This window comes from Tropicimonas isoalkanivorans, from assembly GCF_900112335.1.
Lineage (GTDB): Bacteria > Pseudomonadota > Alphaproteobacteria > Rhodobacterales > Rhodobacteraceae > Tropicimonas > Tropicimonas isoalkanivorans.
Map to the genome: position 1 here is coordinate 114,181 of NZ_FOLG01000005.1, position 19,094 is coordinate 133,274.

General features: G+C 65.6%; 22 protein-coding genes and 1 other RNA gene. 6 read left to right on the plus strand and 17 right to left on the minus strand.

Features of this window, described 5'->3' with window-relative positions; translation table 11 throughout:
- Nucleotides 1–33: 33 nt before the first annotated feature.
- Entirely contained in the window at nucleotides 34–600 is a 567-nt protein-coding gene (locus BM075_RS10725) for a 5-formyltetrahydrofolate cyclo-ligase (RefSeq protein WP_093360676.1), read from the minus strand.
- Nucleotides 597–1,985 carry a magnesium transporter gene (mgtE, locus tag BM075_RS10730; protein WP_093360677.1) on the minus strand — a complete coding sequence of 463 codons (1,389 nt, stop codon included), beginning with the start codon at nucleotides 1,983–1,985 and terminating at the stop codon, nucleotides 597–599. Before mgtE ends, BM075_RS10725 begins: the two co-directional genes overlap by 4 nt.
- A 107-nt stretch (nucleotides 1,986–2,092) precedes the next feature.
- Between mgtE and guaD the strand changes: the two genes are divergently transcribed.
- Nucleotides 2,093–3,460 (plus strand): guanine deaminase, encoded by a 1,368-nt coding sequence (guaD, locus tag BM075_RS10735; RefSeq protein WP_093360678.1) that lies wholly within the window; start codon nucleotides 2,093–2,095, stop codon nucleotides 3,458–3,460.
- A gap of 150 nt (nucleotides 3,461–3,610) precedes the next feature.
- Here guaD and BM075_RS10740 read toward each other — a convergent pair whose 3' ends face one another.
- From BM075_RS10740 to BM075_RS10750, 3 genes are all read right to left on the minus strand, one after another.
- Nucleotides 3,611–4,948 carry an 8-oxoguanine deaminase gene (locus BM075_RS10740; RefSeq protein WP_093360679.1) on the minus strand — a complete coding sequence of 446 codons (1,338 nt, stop codon included), beginning with the start codon at nucleotides 4,946–4,948 and terminating at the stop codon, nucleotides 3,611–3,613.
- A 1-nt stretch (nucleotide 4,949) separates the two neighbouring features.
- Nucleotides 4,950–5,789 (minus strand): inositol monophosphatase family protein, encoded by an 840-nt coding sequence (locus BM075_RS10745; protein WP_093360680.1) that lies wholly within the window; start codon nucleotides 5,787–5,789, stop codon nucleotides 4,950–4,952.
- Between the two features lie 72 nt (nucleotides 5,790–5,861).
- Nucleotides 5,862–6,221, minus strand: a complete 360-nt coding sequence (locus tag BM075_RS10750; protein ID WP_093360681.1) for a helix-turn-helix domain-containing protein — start codon at nucleotides 6,219–6,221, stop codon at nucleotides 5,862–5,864.
- Nucleotides 6,222–6,548: 327 nt separating this feature from the next.
- Here BM075_RS10750 and BM075_RS10755 point away from each other — a divergent pair, with 327 nt between their 5' ends.
- On the plus strand, nucleotides 6,549–7,511 hold the full coding sequence (locus tag BM075_RS10755) for an NADPH:quinone oxidoreductase family protein (protein WP_093360682.1): 963 nt from the start codon (nucleotides 6,549–6,551) through the stop codon (nucleotides 7,509–7,511).
- Here BM075_RS10755 and BM075_RS10760 read toward each other — a convergent pair.
- Nucleotides 7,465–8,367, minus strand: coding sequence for a LysR family transcriptional regulator (locus BM075_RS10760; protein WP_093360683.1), 903 nt, complete (start codon nucleotides 8,365–8,367; stop codon nucleotides 7,465–7,467). The genes BM075_RS10755 and BM075_RS10760 overlap by 47 nt on opposite strands.
- Nucleotides 8,368–8,492: 125 nt before the next feature.
- Between BM075_RS10760 and BM075_RS10765 the strand changes: the two genes are divergently transcribed.
- Together BM075_RS10765 and BM075_RS10770 are read left to right on the plus strand one after the other, a co-directional pair.
- Nucleotides 8,493–8,708: a DUF1127 domain-containing protein gene (locus BM075_RS10765; RefSeq protein ID WP_093360684.1), complete on the plus strand. Its 216-nt coding sequence runs from the start codon at nucleotides 8,493–8,495 to the stop codon at nucleotides 8,706–8,708.
- A 128-nt stretch (nucleotides 8,709–8,836) separates the two neighbouring features.
- Nucleotides 8,837–9,616 carry a Bax inhibitor-1/YccA family protein gene (locus tag BM075_RS10770; RefSeq protein WP_093360685.1) on the plus strand — a complete coding sequence of 260 codons (780 nt, stop codon included), beginning with the start codon at nucleotides 8,837–8,839 and terminating at the stop codon, nucleotides 9,614–9,616.
- Nucleotides 9,617–9,743: 127 nt separating this feature from the next.
- Here BM075_RS10770 and BM075_RS10775 read toward each other — a convergent pair whose 3' ends face one another.
- Nucleotides 9,744–10,115 (minus strand): hypothetical protein, encoded by a 372-nt coding sequence (locus BM075_RS10775; RefSeq protein WP_093360686.1) that lies wholly within the window; start codon nucleotides 10,113–10,115, stop codon nucleotides 9,744–9,746.
- Nucleotides 10,116–10,290: 175 nt separating this feature from the next.
- Here BM075_RS10775 and BM075_RS10780 point away from each other — a divergent pair, with 175 nt between their 5' ends.
- Nucleotides 10,291–10,941: a Crp/Fnr family transcriptional regulator gene (locus BM075_RS10780; protein ID WP_245758817.1), complete on the plus strand. Its 651-nt coding sequence runs from the start codon at nucleotides 10,291–10,293 to the stop codon at nucleotides 10,939–10,941.
- A 40-nt stretch (nucleotides 10,942–10,981) separates the two neighbouring features.
- On the opposite strand, the gene BM075_RS10785 is transcribed toward BM075_RS10780, so the two are convergent.
- The 9 genes from BM075_RS10785 to BM075_RS10825 form a co-directional block, all read right to left on the minus strand.
- Nucleotides 10,982–11,476: a GNAT family N-acetyltransferase gene (locus tag BM075_RS10785; protein ID WP_093360688.1), complete on the minus strand. Its 495-nt coding sequence runs from the start codon at nucleotides 11,474–11,476 to the stop codon at nucleotides 10,982–10,984.
- Between the two features lie 85 nt (nucleotides 11,477–11,561).
- Nucleotides 11,562–11,729, minus strand: a complete 168-nt coding sequence (gene rpmG, locus BM075_RS10790; RefSeq protein ID WP_093360689.1) for a 50S ribosomal protein L33 — start codon at nucleotides 11,727–11,729, stop codon at nucleotides 11,562–11,564.
- Between the two features lie 182 nt (nucleotides 11,730–11,911).
- Nucleotides 11,912–12,628, minus strand: a complete 717-nt coding sequence (locus BM075_RS10795; RefSeq protein WP_093360690.1) for a DUF533 domain-containing protein — start codon at nucleotides 12,626–12,628, stop codon at nucleotides 11,912–11,914.
- Between the two features lie 96 nt (nucleotides 12,629–12,724).
- Nucleotides 12,725–13,107: RNase P RNA component class A (gene rnpB, locus BM075_RS10800), an RNA gene on the minus strand.
- 11 nt (nucleotides 13,108–13,118) lie between these two features.
- Nucleotides 13,119–13,757, minus strand: coding sequence for an N-acetylmuramoyl-L-alanine amidase (locus BM075_RS10805; RefSeq protein ID WP_342741245.1), 639 nt, complete (start codon nucleotides 13,755–13,757; stop codon nucleotides 13,119–13,121).
- Between the two features lie 66 nt (nucleotides 13,758–13,823).
- Nucleotides 13,824–14,540 (minus strand): hypothetical protein, encoded by a 717-nt coding sequence (locus tag BM075_RS10810; protein WP_093360692.1) that lies wholly within the window; start codon nucleotides 14,538–14,540, stop codon nucleotides 13,824–13,826.
- A 34-nt stretch (nucleotides 14,541–14,574) separates the two neighbouring features.
- A complete protein-coding gene (gene gatA / locus BM075_RS10815) occupies nucleotides 14,575–16,062 on the minus strand; it encodes an Asp-tRNA(Asn)/Glu-tRNA(Gln) amidotransferase subunit GatA (protein ID WP_093360814.1) in 1,488 nt (495 codons plus the stop codon).
- Nucleotides 16,062–16,349, minus strand: coding sequence for an Asp-tRNA(Asn)/Glu-tRNA(Gln) amidotransferase subunit GatC (gene gatC / locus BM075_RS10820; RefSeq protein ID WP_093360693.1), 288 nt, complete (start codon nucleotides 16,347–16,349; stop codon nucleotides 16,062–16,064). The genes gatA and gatC overlap by 1 nt, the downstream gene beginning before the upstream one ends.
- Before the next feature lie 98 nt (nucleotides 16,350–16,447).
- Nucleotides 16,448–16,960 (minus strand): DUF1697 domain-containing protein, encoded by a 513-nt coding sequence (locus tag BM075_RS10825; protein ID WP_093360694.1) that lies wholly within the window; start codon nucleotides 16,958–16,960, stop codon nucleotides 16,448–16,450.
- Between the two features lie 114 nt (nucleotides 16,961–17,074).
- On the opposite strand from BM075_RS10825, the gene BM075_RS10830 reads away from it, so the two are divergent.
- On the plus strand, nucleotides 17,075–18,394 hold the full coding sequence (locus BM075_RS10830; protein WP_093360695.1) for an MFS transporter: 1,320 nt from the start codon (nucleotides 17,075–17,077) through the stop codon (nucleotides 18,392–18,394).
- A 22-nt stretch (nucleotides 18,395–18,416) separates the two neighbouring features.
- Here BM075_RS10830 and BM075_RS10835 read toward each other — a convergent pair whose 3' ends face one another.
- Nucleotides 18,417–19,073, minus strand: a complete 657-nt coding sequence (locus tag BM075_RS10835) for a ceramidase domain-containing protein (RefSeq protein WP_093360696.1) — start codon at nucleotides 19,071–19,073, stop codon at nucleotides 18,417–18,419.
- Nucleotides 19,074–19,094 lie beyond the last annotated feature (21 nt).

The window sequence follows — 19,094 nt, forward strand, 5'->3', positions numbered from 1 at the left end:
CGGGTTCCGGAAGGCCACTCCGATCCGCCGGGGTCAGTCTTCTGCGGAAAAGGCGCCGCGTTCGGTGACCAGCACATCCAGCCGCTCATCGGTCCGCTCGCGCGGCAGCGCGTCGTCCCGCTGGCCAGAATAGGCAAAGCCGATCGCCTGCACCGGACCCGCGGTCCGAAACAATGAGAGGGTGCGGTCGTAAAACCCGCCTCCATAGCCGAGGCGGAACAGACGCCCGTCAAACGCCACCAGCGGAACGATGACCACCTGGGGGCGGATCGTCTCGCCGCTGATCGGCACCATCACCCGGAACGGCCCCTCTTCGAGCGCGCATCCCGGCGTCCATTCCCGGAATGACAACGGCCGCCCCGGCGCGTCGATGACGGGCACGCATATACGGTTTCGGACCGCCAGCGCGTTCATCGCCGGGAGCGGATCCGCCTCCGTGCGGATCGGAAGGTATCCTGCGACGACCTTGCCGGAAAGGTCAGCCATATACGATTGCAGCACAGAGGACGCGGCCTGCCGATGAACCGCGTGAGCCTCTGCCCGCCGTGTCAGCGCCGCCTTCCGCGCCTCGGCCTTCCGCTCGGACAGCGATTGCGTCACAGAAGAACCATCGAGGCGGTTCCGAGGAACGCAAAGAAGCCCACGACGTCGGTCACGGTCGTCACGAATGTGCCCGAGGCAAGCGCAGGATCAACGCCCAGTCGCTCCATGGTCACTGGCACCAGGATGCCCGCAAGGGCCGCAACCGCGAGATTGACCACCATAGCCAGAGCAATCACGAGACCGATCTGCGCCGATCCGAACCACGCCAGCGCGACAACACCCATGACGATCGCGAAAACCACCCCATTCAGCATCCCAACGAGCAGTTCCCGGCCAACGACCCGCCAGAGGTTCGAGACTGTCAGGTCCTTCGTCGCGATTGCACGCACCGCGACGGTCAGCGACTGAGTTCCCGCATTGCCCCCCATGGAGGCAACGATTGGCATCAGCACCGCCAGCGCGACAACCTGCGCGATCACGTCTTCGAACAGCGCAATGACAAGCGACGCTAGGATTGCCGTGCAGAGGTTCACTGCAAGCCACGGCAGGCGCAGCCTCGTCGTCTCGATGGCGCTGTCGCTCAGGCTGCTTTCCTCGGTCACACCGGCGAGGCGAAGCATGTCTTCCCCGTGCTCCTCGTCCAGCACAGCCATGGCGTCATCGATCGTGATGACACCGACGAGTCGGTCGTCCTTGTCGACAACCGGCACGGAGATCAGGTGATACTGGTTGAAGATGTAAGCGACATCGCCCTCGTACATCTCCACCGGCACCGTGCGGAAGGAATGCTCGGTGATGGATTTCAAAGCTGTCGCGCGCGCCGAGGACAGGAGCTTGCCCAGCGTCACGTACCCCGTCGGCGTCATGGTCGGGTCGACAAGAATGACGTGGTAGAACTGCTCCGGCAGGTGCCGATCCTCGCGGCGTAGGTGATCGATGGTTTGTCCGACGGTCCAGTGCTCGGGTGCGGTCACAACCTCGCGCTGCATCAATCGGCCGGCGGAGTACTCTGGCCAGTTCAGCGCCTGTTCGACCGCAACCCGGTCGGCCGCCGGCAGCGCATCCAGCACCGCGTCCTTCCGGTCGTCTTCGAGGTTTTCGACGAGATCGACGATGTCATCCGATTCGAGATCCAGAACGGCCTCGCTGAGCACCGAATCAGGCAGCGCCTCGATCACCTCGGCGCGCACGCCCTCGTCCAGCTCCGAGAGGATCTCGCCGCCGATGTCACGGCCCCAGAACCGCAAGAGCAACTGCCGCGTCCGATCCCCCACCTGTTCCATCAGGTCGGCAACGTCCGCAGGGTGCATCTCGTCGAGCAGGCGTCCAAGCCGGTGCTCGTCGGCCGCGTTTATGGCGAGCAGGACTTCCTGAATCCGTTGCTGGCGGAGGGCTTCGGCGTCGTCTTCGCGACCTGCCGCTTCTTCCTGTTCTTCGGCCATCGCACGCCCCGTTTCTTCTCGTTCGGCGCCAGAATAGGCCGCCCGCCGTCCGGTGCAACCGAACGATGGCCGTTGCGGGGGTGCAGACGCGCGCCTAGGCTGACGCCATGAGTGAAGACAGCCTTCTCCTGCTCGGCCAGGTGCTCGACATCCGGTCCAACCCGTTCGACGCCCCGCCGGACACGGCCGCGGTTCACCTGAGCCGGGGCGGCTTGCTGGTGGCCGGCGGCCGGATCGTGCGAGTTGGCGACGCTGACGCCCTGCGCGCTGACGCGCCGCGGGCCCGCGTGGTCGACCACGGCGAGGGGCTGATCCTGCCGGGTTTCGTCGACTCCCATGCGCATTATCCCCAGACGGCCATCATCGCCTCCTGGGGTAAGCGCCTAATCGACTGGCTCCAAAGCTACACCTTTCCCGAAGAGATGCGCTTCGGCGACCCGGCCTATGCCGCGGAGATCGCCGAGAGATACCTCGACCTGCTGCTCGCGCACGGCACCACGTCCGTCGCGAGTTTCTGCACCATTCATCCGGCCTCCGTCTCGGCGTTCTTCACCGCTGCCGAAGCGCGGAACATGGCGGTGGCCGCAGGGCGCACCTGCATGGATCGCAACGCACCGGACGGTCTCAGGGACGACGCCCAGGCGGCGTACGACGAGAGCAAGGCGCTACTCGACGCATGGCATGGCAAGGGCCGCGCGACCTATGCCATCACGCCGCGCTTCTCACCGACGTCGACGCCCGAACAGCTCGAGGCGCTCGGGGCGCTCTGGGCCGAGCACCCGGACTGCCCCATGCAAACCCACCTCAGTGAACAAACGGACGAGGTGGCTTGGGTCCGCGATCTCTATCCGCATCGGAAGGACTATCTCGACACCTACGAATCCCACGGTCTGCTGCGCGAAGGGGCCATGTTCGGCCACGCGATCTGGCTGACCGACAGCGAACGCGCCCGGCTGCGGGAGGCCGGTGCGGCGCTGATCCACTGCCCGACGTCGAATACCTTCATCGGCTCGGGCCTGTTCGACACGGCCCGAGCCATGGCGGAACGTCAGACCGTCGGCCTCGCGACGGATACTGGCGGCGGGTCCTCCTTCTCCATGCTCCACACGATGGCCTCCGCCTACGAGATCGGCCAGCTCACCGGCACCGCGCTCCATCCCGCCCAGCTGCTCTGGCTCGCCACGGCCGGATCGGCACGTGCCATGCGCCTGCAGGACCGGATCGGCACCCTCGCCCCGGGATCGGACGCCGACCTGGTCGTTCTCGACCTCGCGTCCACGCCCGCCATAGCGCAGCGCCATGCCCACGCCGAAACGATTTGGGAAGCCGTTTTCCCGACGATCATGATGGGCGATGACCGCGCAATCGACTCCGTCTACGTCGCTGGCCAGCGCGTCGCGCGAGGCGGCGCAGGGAGCGATACCTCCCACAACCGCCCGGTCAACCCCTTGATCGCCGACACCCTGGGCCTCTGACCCCGCAGCTGGGCGGGTCGGCCGCCGGAAGGCGTGATCGCGCTTCTTGTGTCCGAAAATATCCTCGCCGAAGGCGCCGCGCGCCTTGGCGCGCGGCCCGGCCCAACGGGAGGAGTGGCATCTGCGATGCCGCGACGACGGGCGGAAGCCTTACCCGGCCAAGTCGCGGGTCAATCGGTTCGCTTCCCCGGCGATCGCCCCTTCATCCGCCGTGGCGAGCCGACCATCTGCCACGACACGCCGCCCCTCGACGATCAGGTCGCGAACACGACGCGGCCCCGCCAGCAACAGTGCAACCGGGTCCCAAGAGCCTGCCGCGTCGAGGCCGGCAAGATCCCAGATCGCGATGTCGGCCCGCCTCCCGGGCTCAAGCGCGCCGCAATCGGGGCGGCCAAGCACCTCCGCCCCGCCGAGAGTGGCGATCTCCAAGGCCTCCCGTGCGGACATCGCGTCCGCCCCTCGTGCCACGCGCTGCAACAGCATCGCCTGCCGCGCCTCTCCCACCAGATCCCCGGTATCGTTGCTCGCAGAGCCGTCCACGCCCAGCCCGACCGGCACGCCCGCGTCCCGGAGGGCCCGCACGGGCGCGATGCCCGATCCCAGCCTGCAATTCGAGCAGGGGCAATGGGCCACGCCCGTTCGCGTGCGGGCAAAGAGATCCACCTCATGGCCGTCGAGCTTCACGCAATGAGCGTGCCAGACGTCGTTCCCCGTCCAGCCGAGGTCTTCGGCATATTGGCCGGGTCGGCAGCCGAAGCGGTGCAGGGAATAGGCCACGTCTTCGTCGTTCTCGGCCAGGTGGGTGTGAAGCCGTACGCCCTTTTCCCGCGCTAGAACGGCGGTGTCGCGCATCAGTTCCCGGCTGACCGAAAACGGCGAACAGGGCGCAAGGCCCACCCGCACCATCGCGCCCTCCGCAGGGTCGTGGAATGCGTCCACCACCCGTTCGCAGTCGGCCAGGATCGCCGCTTCACGCTCGACGAGGCCGTCCGGCGGCAGACCGCCATCGCTCTCCCCGATCGACATGGCGCCACGGGTCGGGTGAAACCGCAGGCCGATCTCCGCCGCGGCTTCGATCGTGTCCTCCAGCCGCGCCCCATTCGGGAACAGGTAAAGGTGGTCGGAAGACATGGTGCATCCGGACAATGCCAGTTCGGCCAGCCCCAGCCGCGCGGAGGCGCGGATGTGCGCCGGACCCATCCGCGCCCAGATAGGATAGAGGGTCTTGAGCCAGCCAAAGAGCAGCGCGTCCTGCGCGGCAGGTACGGCGCGTGTCAGGGTCTGGAAAAGGTGGTGGTGGGTATTCACAAGGCCCGGCGTGACGAGACATCCCGAGGCGTCCACCACCTCGGCGCCGTCTACCGCCAGCCTTAGGCCGATGTCGCGGATCACCCCGTCCCTCACATGCAAATCCGCCCCGCGCAATTCGCGCCGGGTGGCATCCATTGTCACCAGATGGTCCGCGCCACGGATCAACAGGTCGCCCACGTCAGTCCCTTTGCAGCAGCGCCAGGGCGTCGGCGTGGATTTGCGGGTTGGCCGCGGCGAGGATTCGCCCGCCGCCGTGAGCCGGCCGCCCCTCCCAGTCGGTGACAATCCCGCCGGCTGCCTCGATCACCGCAATCGGCGCGCAGACATCGTAGGCATGAAGCCCTGCCTCGATCACGAGATCGATCTGCCCGAGCGCGAGCAGCCCATATGCGTAGCAGTCCATCCCGAACCGGGTAAGCCGGGCTTGGGCCGATACGCGTTCGAAAGCCGCCCGCTCCTGCGGGCCGCCGACCTCGGGAAAGGTTGAGAACAAGACCGCCTCCGCCAGCGGCCTCGGGGAACGCGTCTTCAGATCGGCCGCGCCATGCGGCGTCTCGATCCGGGAATGTCCCAATCCCCCCTCCCACCGCTCTGCGGTGTAGGGCTGATCGATCACACCGAAGATCGGCCCGTCAGAGGCCGCAACAGCGATCAGGACACCCCATGTGGGCGCACCGGACAGGAAAGCCCGCGTGCCGTCGATGGGATCGAGCACCCACGTCAGGCCACTGGTTCCGGGCTTGTCCTGCAATTCCTCGCCGAGGATGCCGTCATCCGGCCGCAGGTCTGCGAGGATCTCACGCATGGCCTCCTCGGCGGCACGGTCGGCCTGCGTGACAGGATCGAACCCGCCCGCAGCCTTGTTTTCGGCCACCAATTCAGACGCCCGGAACAGGGGCAGCGTGACCCGTCGGGCGGCATCGGCCAGCGCATGGGCGGTGTCACGCAATTGGCGGGCAAGGTGCTCGTCCACCTCGCCCTGCCAATTGAACGCGGAGGTCTGGCTGTTTTCGATCATGACGTGCTCTGTTGCGGGTCCATTATGCGGGGCAGTCCCCGCAACCCGCGGTAGCGGCGCGTCAGTGGCCGGTCAAGCCGCCTCGCTGAGAACCCGCGCCAGGTCGAACAGGCGGCGTCGCTGGTTTTCAGGAATGGCGTAGTAGGACCGCAGAAGCTCCAGCGCCTCCTTGTCGGGCACCAGATCCGAGACTGCACCATCCGGCATGCCATCCCCACCGAGACCTTCGAAAAAGAAGGCGACGGGCACGCCGAGCGCAGCTGCGATCTCCCAGAGCCGCGATGCACTCACCCGGTTTGCCCCCGTCTCGTATTTCTGGATTTGCTGGAACTTGATACCCACCTGCTCCGCGAGTTGCTGCTGGGTCATCCCCGCGATCCACCGCCTTTGGCGAATTCGGGTTCCGACATGAGTGTCCACCGGGTGTGTCATCGCGCACCCCTCCGCAGAGGATATGCCCGATCCGGGCCGGCCCCTTTTACGGGACCCATCCGTCCGTGCCGCACCATTCTCTATTCCTTTTCAAAATGCGGAAGCATCAAAGACTTCCGTGCATTGGGGGAGTATTCGTCGGCCTAAATTCGTTGCAAGTATCGAATACCCTACGTATTGATTTCGGACGCCTGCGTTTGATCCGCGCAACAGCGACGAAATGCCTATCCGAACGTACATTGTTGCCTTTTTAAGCGGCTTGCGGTTGCCAGATCAGCGCAATCCAATACGCTGGCCGGCGCGCCGAATTAATTCCGGGAGTCTCCAATGCGCGCCTTTCGCATCGCGGCCTACGACGCCCCCCCAGAACTCGTCGAATTTGACCTCCCTCCACCGGGTCCGGGAGAAATCCGGCTGAAAATCGAGGCATGCGGCCTGAACTTCGCCGATCTCCTGATGGCGCGCGGGCGCTATCAGGAGCGCCCGGAGCCGCCCGTCACCCTCGGCATGGAGATGGCGGGAACGGTTTCGGCCCTCGGGGAGGGCGTGACCGGCCTGACGGTGGGTGACCGCGTTGCCGCTCAGAATTCCCACGGCGGGCTGGCGGAAGAGGCAAATGTGCGCGCCGACTGGTGCGTTCGACTACCCGACGACATGCCGGCGAGCGACGCCGCGGCCTTCCAGATCGCCTATGGCACGTCTCACGTCGCGCTCGATTACAGGGCGCGACTGCAGCCGGGCGAACGCTTGGTCGTGACGGGCGCGGCAGGGGGCGTCGGGCTGACGGCGGTGGAGATCGGCGCCCTGATGGGCGCGGAGGTCGTTGCCATCGCACGTGGTGAAGAGAAACTGGAGGTTGCGCGTCAGGCCGGCGCCACCCACCTGATAGACGCCCGGAGCCTCGATATCCGAGAGCAGATCAAGGCGCTCGGCGGCGCGGATGTCGTCTACGAGGCCGTCGGCGGCGATCTTTTCACCCAGTGCTTTCGCGCAACCAATCCCGACGGCCGCATCCTTGCGATCGGATTTGCCAGCGGGGAGGTGCCTCAGATCCCCGCCAATCACCTTCTGGTCAAGAACCTCACGGTCATCGGGCTTTACTGGGGCGGCTACCGCGTCCACCGGCCAAAGGTGCTGACAGACTCCCTCGCCCAGCTATTCCGCTGGTACGAGGAGGGCCGCCTTCATCCCAGGATCAGCCAGCAGTTTCCCCTGGATCGGGCGGCCGACGGGCTCGAGATGCTCAGGCTGAGGAAATCGACGGGGAAGGTCGTTGTGACGGTGCCATGACCCCACCGCCTCGATAGGAGTCCCGAACCAGTTCCACCAAGGCATCTTCCGCCCGCCCCCGCGTCAGATCGGAGACGTAGAGGTTGATCGAATAGGTGGGCAACTCCGGCAGTGCGCCGTTGTGGGCGATCCGTTCCAGGAACGGCGGCTCTGTCCCCTCCAACATCAGCGACACCGCAAGGTCGGCACGAACCGTCGCCTCTATGGTGCGGTCAGAGTCCGACTCCACGGCCATTTCCCAGCTGATTGCGCATCGCTCCATCGCGCGAATCCCGGCGGCGCGGAACATGCACTGCCGGCCCGAACTGAACCGCAACGGCCGCTGGCGCCAGCACGTGCCACCCTGCGCACCAATCCACGTCAGGGCCATTTCCGACAGCACCTCGGCCCCCTCGCCATGCCCCTGCTCCGTCGTCAGGATAAGGGCGTATTCGCCGCGCGCGAACTCGTCCAGCAACTGGCGGGAGTACGAGGACACGAGGTTCACCCGGACCCGTGGGAAGGCGGCATTGAACCGCCGGAGGATCTCCGGAACATAAGGATAGACGATGTCATGAGGGACGCCGATCTTGATCTCGCCGCCGTAGTCGTGGGCAGTCAGGCGGTCCACGACCTCATCATTCATCGACAGCATTCTGCGGGCATAGGACAATAACTGCTCGCCGGAGGAGGTGAGCGAGACGCCGCGGCCCGACCTGTCGAGCAGCGATACGTCGAGGGCTTCTTCCAGCCGCTTGAGCTGCATCGACACCGCCGACTGGGTCAGGTTCAACGCCCCCGCGGCCCGGGTAACCCCGCCGCGGTCCGCGACCGCCACAAAAGACCGAAGGGCGGTCAGATCCAGATTACGCGCCATTCATCACCCACCTTGATGCTAATGTTCAAAAACATTCGTTTTACGAATGAACCACAGGCTGCCATATAGATCAAGAGAATTGATAGCATGCAGTGTCCTGTTCACAGAACGTTAAGGGAAGCACGATGAGTACGCATACTACAAACGTCCCCGCCTTTGCCGCCCTGCGTCCTGCGGGCCTTTTCCGCCATCTGCGGGCCATGGTGGCCTTGCACAAGCAGCGCCGCGATCTTTCGAAGCTGGACGACGCCGCCCTGAGGGACATCGGGATCAGCCGTTACGAGGCGCATATCGAGTCCAGCCGCCCGGCGTGGGATGTTCCCCACCACTGGCAGCTGTAGGTTTCGCGCCGACTCCCGCCCAATTGGGCGCGGAAACTCTTGAAAAGCGCTTCTCAGCCCCCGATATTCTTCGCAATTGGCACGTTCTGTAAGGCGCGTGCTTTGAGGGAACGCACACGGAGGTATCAATGGCTGACTATCGCACGATCCGGGCTACGACCGGCATGGCCGGCACACGCACGGCCCAGATCGACGAGGGTCTTCGCGCCCACATGAACCAGGTCTACGGAACGATGTCCGTGGGCATGCTGATCACTGCGCTCGCCGCTTGGGCGATCTCGGGGCTCGCCGTCACGACGGAGCCGACCGCCTACCAGATCAGCGCCAACCAGTACCTGACCCAATTCGGCTACGCGATCTATGGTTCGCCGCTGAAGTGGCTGATCATGTTCGCGCCGCTCCTCTTCGTCTTCGGCTTCTCCGCCGGTCTCAACCGCATGTCGGCCGCGACCGCACAGGTCGTTTTTTATGCCTTCGCCGCAGTGATGGGCATGTCGATCAGCTCGATCTTCCTAGTCTATACCTCCATGTCGATCGCGCAGGTCTTCCTGGTGACCGCCATTGCCTTCGCCGGCCTCTCCCTCTGGGGGTACACCACCAAGAAGGACATTTCCGGCTGGGGCAGCTTCCTCATCATGGGTGTGATCGGCTTGATCGTGGCGTCGATCGTGAACATCTTCATCGGCTCGCCCGCAATCATGTTCGCCATCTCGGCACTCGGTGTTCTCATCTTCGCCGGTCTGACGGCCTATGATACGCAGAACATCAAGAACACCTACATCCAGATGGCCGTTCACGGGGATCAGGAATGGCTCGGTAAAGCTGCCATCATGGGCGCGCTGAACCTCTACCTGGACTTCATCAACATGTTCATGATGCTGCTGTCGCTCTTCGGTCAGCGCGAGTAAGCGTCCGGCTCTGGATCGCAAACACAGAAAAGCCGGGCGAACGCCCGGCTTTTTTTGTTGCGATCGCCCGCGCCAGCGCGCGTGGCCCTTGGGCTGACCCACCTCCGGACCGAGGGTATGCGACCGCTCAGTCTGCACGAATGGCCGCAATGATCGGTTCAAGTTCCGAGGCGCCAAATGGTCGCATCAAGTGCAGCGCGCCAACCCTATGCGCCTCCTCCGGCTCGCCATCTATCAGAACCAGCCGTGTGCCGCGCTCACGCAGGATCTTGGCGGAGCGTTCTACGTTCTCCGGGCCGACGGACCAGCCTGCGAGGAATGCGCCATCAGGCGAAAAAGCGGGGTTTTTCGCGAGCGCCAGCAACTCCGCAACCGTTGGGATATGGGTCACATGAGCAGGCCCGACAGCATTCAACGCTTCCGTCAGATCGATGGCTTCGATGAAATGCTGTGTCAGGATGACAAATGATTTGACCGCGCCCGTTAGTTGTCGGTTCATAGGGCGTCCCTCCGAGTACCTCCGAATAATGGGTGTGCAACTGATGCTGCCTGATGTAAGGACCTCGCAATAAAGTATGACGTACGGCAGCGAAAAAATTCCCCTCCACTGCTCCAAATGCCCGCTTCGGCGCTTGGATCTCTTCCTCCCGTTCGACGAGGAAGAGATCAAGTTCATGGAATCCTTCAAGTCCGGCGACATGATCGTCGAACCCGGCACGCACCTGTTCATCGAGGGGGCGGAAGCTGCGCAGCTGTACACCGTTCTGTCGGGCCTCGGCATTCGGTACAAGACGTTGGAGAACGGGCGCCGCCAGGTGGTCAACTTCGTCATGCCGGGAGACTTCCTCGGTCTGCAGGCCGGCGTCATGCAGAAGATGTCTCACTCCATCGAGGTCACCACGAAGATGCGGCTCTGCGTCTTCGAGCGTTCGCGGTTCTACGAACTCTACAAAAATCAACCCGATCGCGGCTATTCGCTGACCTATCTTGCGGCGTTGGAGGAATACTTCCTTGCCGAAGCCCTGACGACCGTCGGGCAACGCGGCGCTCTGGAGAAGGTAAGCTGGGGCCTCCACCGCTTCCGCATCCGGGGAGAGGCTCTGGGACTTCTCAAGAACGGAAAGGTCCCATTGCCCTTCAAACAGCAGGATCTGGCAGATGCCCTCGGCCTGTCGCTCGTGCATACGAACAAGACCCTTGCCAAGCTGCGGAGCGATGGCATCGCCAACTGGCAGGACGGGGAACTCGAAGTGAAGGACTTTCAGGCGCTCACCAAGCTGGCGATGGTGGAGGATTTCGAGCTTCCCAAGCGTCCGCTGATCTGACCCCTGAGCCAGGCCAGGGAACCGGCACGCCGCTTCGGTCTCAGTCTGCCTTGCGCATCTCTATCGCCGGAAAGCCGATCCCAGGCGCCAGCAGGACGTCAACTGGCCCAAGCACGGCAAATCCGAGCGCCTGGTAGAACGGAACCGCTGTGCGGGTGGCCAGACAGTGGTAGCTGGTCATACCCGCTCGGGAGGCATCCGCAAAAATCCGGTCGAAGATCGCGCGCCCAATTCCCTGCCGCGCATGGCGGTGGTGCGTGACCACGTGTCGAATCTCCGCCTCGCCCGGCCTGTTTCGTCGCGGCGTCCATCCGCCGGCGCCGACAACCGCGCGCGCGGACGTTTCGGCCAGGTAGTATGTCCCACAGGTCACCAGTTCTGGACGAGCGCGGGATATGATCGGAAGGGCCGTCACCAATACAGACGGTGGGTAATTCGCCTTCAGCAGTGCCGGGTACGACTGCGCCAGCAGGGCGTCCACGGCGGCGATATCCGACGCCCGTGTCGCGCGTATTGTCAGGCCCTGTGCGAGCATGGTCCCGCCTCCCTCGCGCCTGCCCAAACGTGAAAAGCCGCGCGGTTTCCCGCACGGCTGAGCGAACCCAATGGATGGGAAGATCTTACTTGATCTTGCCTTCCTTGTAGTCGACGTGCTTGCGCGCGACCGGGTCGTACTTCCGAACGGTCATCTTCTCGGTCATCGTGCGGGCGTTCTTCTTGGTCACGTAGAAGTGGCCAGTACCGGCGGTGGAATTCAGCCGGATCTTGATCGTGGTGGGCTTCGCCATCTCTTCGGTCTCCTGTGACGGACGGTGCCGCCCGTGAATTCTGAAATTGGCCTTTTAAGCCGTAGGGCCAGTGTGTCAAGCCGAATCGCCGGGATGGCAAGCGGCCCCTGGCCCTCATTCGCGACCCGGGGCCAAGGGGCGCGGATGGGCGGCACGGCGGCGTCGCCGAACCGCCCCGCGTGTCACGCCGCGGACAAGGGCGGTATGCCGAGCTGGGCGTGGATCGCATCGCGTTTCTCGTCACTCAGCCGCAAGGCAGCCGCGAGTTGACGCAGATAGGCCTGCTCGGCCTTGGTGTCCACGCTGATCGCAGAAAGCGATGCGGAGTAGACGGTCTCTCGCGCCGCCTCCGAGGTCGAAGAGGCGAGGCTCGCAATGTCGATCGGCCGCTTCAGTTCCTCCAGCACAAATTCCCGCTCCTCCGGTGAGGCGTCCTTCACGTGCTCCATGATCGCCGCTCGCTCCTCGGAGGTGATCTGCCCGTCCGCCTTTGCCGCCATGATCATGGCGCGCAGGACCAACTTCGCCTGTTCCTCCATCATCGGCCCGGCCGGCGTGGTACCGAAGATGGCCGACATCAGCTCGGCCGACTGCAAGGAGCCGGCCTCGGCCGCGCTCCGCATGGAATTCATCAGGCTCCCCAAGCCAGCGGTCGTCGCCTCGGTGGCCGATGCGGTGGCGCTGCCCATCTGGTTCAGCATCTCCCTGACCCGGGTCGATCCGCCCGGGATGCCGAACTGGTCTGCCATCCGAGCGAGCTGCTCCGCGGCCGGACTGTCCCCGGCACCCTTCAGCATGTCCTGCATTCCGGCCATGCCACCCGATTTCTGATACTTTTGATAGCCCTTCGTGGCGGCGACGCCTATGGCGACCGCGGCAAGCGTCTTGATGAAACTCATCCCGATTCCTCCCTTAAATAGTAGGGAAAGCTTATCACCGAAGCGGCACGCGCCAAGAGCGGGCGACGGGCTGAGAGATGGAAACGGGAAATAAAATTGCGCGGACGGCCTGTAAGCCGGATTCTGTCCGGGGGCCGAAGCCCCCTGGATGACCATTCATCTAGGCCCGCCGTTGCCGACGCGCTCTAGCTGCCTACCCGACCTGCCTGGGGCTGAAGCGGCCCTGGGGACGTGCCCCGCGGAGGTCCTATGTGGCATTGCTCCCGGTGGGGCTTGCCGTGCCGGAACTGTTGCCAGCCCCGCGGTGGGCTCTTACCCCACCGTTTCACCGTGACCCCGCCGTAGCAGGGCCGTCTGTTCTCTGTGGCGCTTTCCGTCGGGTTTCCCCGCCCGGGCGTTACCCGGCACCGTTGCTTCAGGGAGTCCGGACTTTCCTCGCCCCCCGCTTGCGCCGGGGCCGCGGCCATCCGGCCATCCGCGCCCGGCAGACCTATGCAGTCGCGCGTCCCCGGTCAATGGGGAAGCGGCGGGCCAGGTCCGTGGCAAGCGCCATATCCGCCTGCTCAAGCGGTCCGGCAGCCCATGGTCGGAAACGACTGCGGAAAGCCAGGAGCAGTGCGTCGTGCGGGACGTTCGTGGGGTAGCCGAAGGCCTCCAGATGCGCCGTGAACGCTGTTGGTCCTCCTGCCGTGGCGTCGTCCGCCCCGCAGGGCCAACAGGACAGCCCGCAAAGCGCCAGGCGCCGCCAATCGAAGCGGGGCCCGGGGTCGCTCTTGCGGCCGGGGGCCATGTCGGAATGGGCGATCACCCGACAGGGCGGGATGTCCCACCGCGCGAGAATGCCGGGCAAAATTCGCTCCAGCGCCGTCATCAAGCGCTCCGAAAAGGGCTCCGCCCCCCTGTTGTCCAGCTCGATACCGATGGAATGACTGTTGACGTCGTCCCGCCCGCCCCAGCTCCCGGCCCCAGCGTGCCAGGCGCGCTCGGCCTCCTCGACCAGATGCCAGCAGCGACCGTCCCGCCCGATGAGGTAGTGGCAGGAAACCTCCGCCTCCGGGTCGCACAGCCGCTCCAACGCAGCCTCGGCAGTGTCCATGGCAGTAAAGTGCAGCACCACGAGATCCGGCACAGCACCTCCCCGACGGGGACCGAAGTTTGGCGAGGGGCAGGAGATCAGGTCCAAGACCCGGGCGCCTCAGCGGCCGACGGCGCGCCGAAACGGCTCCGGCGACCAGCCGCAGACGAATCCGTCGCCGTCCGGATCGATGCCATAGCGGTCCCGCTGCGGTCCACCACCGGACAGGAACGCTCTCTGAGCCAGATCCGGCGAGGGATAATTCGCGCAGTTGCGCTGCGCCTTGGCCTGGCTCGGCATGGACCGGCTGTAGACTTGTTGACCGACCGCATTTGAGGTCTGCAGCGCAAAGGCCACGATGTCCGGCCCCGTGCTGCTCGGCCGATTGGGCACGGGCTGGGCCTGCAACCGTTCTCCCGCAGGAGCCGCGGCGACGGGTTGCCCCCCGATGAATGCGGCGCCCTCCGCGGTTGCGGCGAGCGGCGTTCCGGGCGCCGGCGTGATGAGCCCCGGCTGCGCCACAGCTCCGGCGGCGGGCGGGGCAGATGGCGCCGGCGCGGCGGGTGTGGGCGCGGGTCCGATCCCCGCCTGAGCCAGTTCGGCAGACGAAATCCCGGAGGGCGAGGTCGCTTTTGCGGATGGCGCGCCGGTCCGCTCAGGCGGCAAGATTGTCGAGCGTCCAGACAGTTGCGCCTCCCGCGCGGCACGAATACGCGCCTGTTCGGTGCGATATTCGGTGTAGTCTCCGAACCCAACCCCCGAAGCGCTGTCCGGCACCGTCGGCTCGCAAGCCGAAACCGCGAGAAGCGAGATCAGCGAAACTGTCAATCGACGCATCTGTCTGCCCTGCCCCCTTCGCGTTGCGGTCAGGCTACCACCAGCGGGACGGTTTGGCCACAAATCCGGCGGCGTTCTCAACCGTTTGGGCAATGTTGAGCAGATCGCCCTCTTCCCACGGGCGGCCAATGAGTTGCAGACCGAGCGGCAATCCCTGCCCGTCCAGCCCCGCGGGGACGGAGATGCCGGGGAGCCCTGCGAGGTTGACCGTCACGGTGAAGACGTCGTTGAGGTACATCTGCACCGGGTCGGCATCGGCCATCTCACCCAAGCCGAAGGCGGCCGACGGGGTAGCGGGTGTCAGGATGGCATCCACGCCGTCGTCGAACGCGTCCTCGAAGTCGCGCTTGATCAAGGTGCGGACCTTGCGGGCGCGGTTGTAGTAGGCGTCATAGAACCCGGCCGACAGGACGTAGGTGCCGATCATCACGCGGCGCTGGACCTCGGCGCCGAAGCCCTCGGCGCGGGTCTTCTCGTACATCTCGGTGATGCCGTCGCCTTCTGCCAGTTTCGCCCGGCGGCCGAAGCGGACACCGTCATAGCGGGCCAGGTTGGAGGAGGCCTCGGCGGGCGCAATCACGTAGTAGGCCGGCAGCGCGTACTTCGTATGCGGCAGCGAGATATCCACGATCTTCGCGCCTGCGTCGCGCAGCATATCGGCGCCGTCGCTCCAAAGCTTCTCGATCTCGGCGGGCATGCCCTCCATGCGGTATTCCTTGGGAATGCCGATGGTGCGGCCGCGGATGTCGCCGGTGATCGCCGCCTCGAAGTCCGGCACGGGCAGGTCGGCCGAGGTGCTGTCCTTCGGGTCGTGCCCCGCCATGGCGCGCAGCATGATCGCCGCATCGCGCACCGTCTTGGTCATTGGGCCCGCCTGATCGAGCGATGAGGCGAAGGCGACGATGCCCCAGCGGGAGCAGCGGCCGTAGGTGGGCTTCAGCCCCGTGATGCCGGTGAATGCCGCAGGCTGGCGGATCGAGCCGCCGGTATCGGTCCCCGTGGCGGCAAGGCAGAGGTCCGCCGCGACGGCCGAGGCCGAGCCGCCGGAGGAGCCGCCGGGCGTCAGTTGGGTCTCGTCATTGCCCCGGCGCCAAGGGTTCACCACATTGCCATAGCAGGAGGTCTCGTTCGAGGACCCCATGGCGAACTCATCCATGTTGAGCTTGCCCAGCATGATGGCGCCCGCCTGCCAGAGCTGCGTCGTGACGGTGGATTCGTATTCCGGCTTGAACCCCTCAAGGATGCGGGAGGCAGCCTGGCTCGGCACCCCTTGTGTGCAGAACAGGTCCTTGATGCCGATGGGCACGCCGCACATCGGGTTTTCCGCCCCGCCCTGAATGCGGGCGTCCGCCGCGGCGGCCTGCTGGAGCGCGATTTCCGGCGTCTTGTGGACGAAGGCGCCCAGGGCATCAGCGCGGTCGATCTCGGACAGGCATGCCTGGGTCAGTTCGGTCGACGTGACGTCTCCCGCGCGCAGCTTGTCCCGGGCCTCGGCGATCGTGAATTTGGTAAGCTCGGACATCATTCAACAACCTTTGGCACGGCAAAGAAGCCTTCGCGGGCATCGGGCGCGTTGGACAGCACCTTGTCCTGGTATCCACCGTCGGTGACGACGTCGGCGCGGCGTTTCAGGCGCATCGGTGTGACGGAGGTCATCGGCTCCACGCCCTCCACGTCGACCTCGTTCAATTGCTCGATGAAGCCGAGGATGGCGTTGAATTCGCCGGCGAGCGCAGGCAGGGCCGGGTCCTCGACCTTGATGCGGGCGAGTTGGGCCACGCGGCGCGCGGTACTTTCGTCGATCGACATGGGGCCTCCGGGGTCGGGCGGATGATCGGGTCGGGTTTATCGCCCACCTGCGCGGGCCGCAAGCGGGTGCAGCGGCAACCCTGCCGGGCAAACGTCGATCAGTCGGGAGCCGCCATCGCGGCCAGCTTTGCCACCGTGTTCATGTTGCGCGCAGTACCGACGGCGGCCCCGGGAATGCGCAGCTTCGATCTGCCCTGCCCCAGAGGATAATAAACGTAGATCTCCCGCCGCCCCAGTTTCATCTCCTCCCCGGCATGGCCGGTAACTGCGTCCAGCGCATCATGCGCCGGCGGCGTGTCGAGAAAGATCACATGTGTGAACGTTGGCTGCCGAACGGAGAAGGGATTGGCCGCGACAACCGCCGACATCTCACTGGCGTCGCGCAGGGCAACCGAAACGGGGTTGCCAAGATGCTCCTGGAGCCGCCGCTCCAGCGCGGCCTTCGTCTCCCCTGGCCCGACACGGGAGGAAAAGACCGCATTGCCGCTCTGGATGTAGGTGCGGATCTCGGAAAACCCGACCTCCTCGCAGAGTTGGACAAGTTCGGCCATTGGCAGGCGGCCCGTGCCACCGACATTCACCGCGCGCAGAAGGGCAACGTATCGCGTCATCCCTCCACCCTAGGGTGCCGGGCGCGTAATGCCCATGGCCTTGCCAGAGCCCCGCTTGCGGGCGGCAGCGGCCAGGCGCTAGCTTGTGTCCGACGCACCCGAGGGGAGCCGGCGATGATTTCCATCCTGTCCAACCGAACCTACCGCCACCTGTTCGCCGCCCAGGTCGTGGCGCTTCTGGGGACGGGCCTTGCGACGGTCGCGCTCGGCCTGCTGGCCTTCGATCTGGCAGGAAGCGACGCGGCGATGGTTCTCGGCACCGCCCTGACGATCAAGATGGTGGCCTATGTGACCATCTCCCCGGTCGCGGGGGCGCTGGCGTCCCGCTGGCCACGGCGGAGAATGCTCGTGGCGCTGGACGTTCTGCGCGCGGCTGTTGCGCTGTTGCTCCCCTTCGTAACGGAGGTCTGGCACATTTACGCGCTCGTCTTCGTGCTGCAGTCGGCATCCGCCGCGTTCACCCCCACGTTCCAGGCCACTATCCCGGACGTGCTGCCGGAGGAGTCCGAGTATACCCGCGCCCTCTCGCTGTCGCGGCTGGCCTATGACCTGGAATCTCTCGTCTCGCCGATGCTCGCGGCGCTGCTGCTGGCGGTCGTCAGTTCCTCCACCCTGTTCCTCGGTACCTGCCTTGGCTTCATCGGCTCCGCGCTGCTGGTGGTATCCGTGCTGCTGCCGTCTCCAGCGCCATCCAAACCGCGGGGCTTTTACGACGCGACGCTGCGAGGGCTCGTCATCTACCTTCGGACGCCACGCCTGCGAGGCCTCCTCGCGCTCAGCTTCTCCGCCGCCGCGGCGGGCGCCATGGTCATCGTCAACACGGTGGTTCTCGTGCGGGGCGGGCTCGGTCAGGGAGACAGGTCGGTCGCCCTCACCCTCGCGGCCTTCGGGGCCGGGTCAATGCTGGCGGCACTGGCCCTGCCCCGCGTGCTGGACCGCCTCCCCGACCGACGGGTGATGGTCGCCGGAGCTGGCGTGATGGCCGCCGTGCTGCTGACGCTGGCCCTCGTCATAGCGGCATCGGGGCTCCATTGGCCAGGGCTGCTGACCGCCTGGTTGTTCCTCGGGCTTGGCTACTCGGCCGTGCTGACCCCCTCCGGGCGGCTCCTGCGCCGGTCTGCCCACCCGGAGGATCGCCCCGCGGTCTTCGCGGCGCAATTTGCGCTGTCGCATGCCTGCTGGCTGCTGGCCTATCCGCTCTCCGCCTGGGTGCAGACCCGCTTCGGTGCCGTCCCGGCGCTGACCGTCCTTGGGCTTCTGACGGTGGCGGGGCTGGCGACCGCCTTGCGGATCTGGCGCGCCGACATGCCGCGCGAGCTGGAGCACCGCCACGACGACCTGTCGCCCGACCACCCGCACCTGTCCGGCGCCGGTCACCATCGCCATGTCTATGTGATCGACGATCTCCACCGGCACTGGCCCCACATGGGCTGACCCAAGGGCTGGTCCGATCCGATCAACCTTCCGCCCGACGCCTGTGACGGCGGTAGACCTCGATCATCCAGCCAAGCATGAGCGCATTGAGCAGGTGCCACAGGAAATGCGTGCCAAGTGGGATCTGTCCGCACACGACCATGTCGGCCGAGCGGAAGGCCAGCGACACAACGAGCACGCCGGCGCCTACCGCCAGACCGCGGCTGGTGGCGGACGCGCGCCGCCGCAGGGCCAAAGCGTAGATGGCGATCAGCAGCGGGACGGGCCAATAGGCCGCCGAGATTGCGGTGAAGGGGTGGCGCAGGAACAGCGGGATGGTCACCGCGGCGAAAGGAACGAAGGCGGCCGTCGCAACCAGTGCCCACCCCAGTGGCAGGCCGAGGAAGTGCCGGTTCGCGGCAAAGAGGTAGAGCAGAATGAAAAGGCCGATCGGCACAGTGTCCGCCAAGCTGGCCCAGATCGCCGCGTGGGTGTGGAAGAGGTAGGAGCCGACACCGATGGCCGCCAATACGGCCACCATCGCGCGGGCCAGCGGCAACCGGTCCTCCCCCACCCTGCGCCACATCACCCAGGCCGCGAGCAGGAAAGCGAAGTTGGTCAGCGCGTTCACCGGCTCCGACCAGTAGGTAAAGTCGGTCCGCTCGCAATAGCCGTCCACCTGGCGCAGCAATCCTTCCATTTTCATCTCCCCGGACTAGGC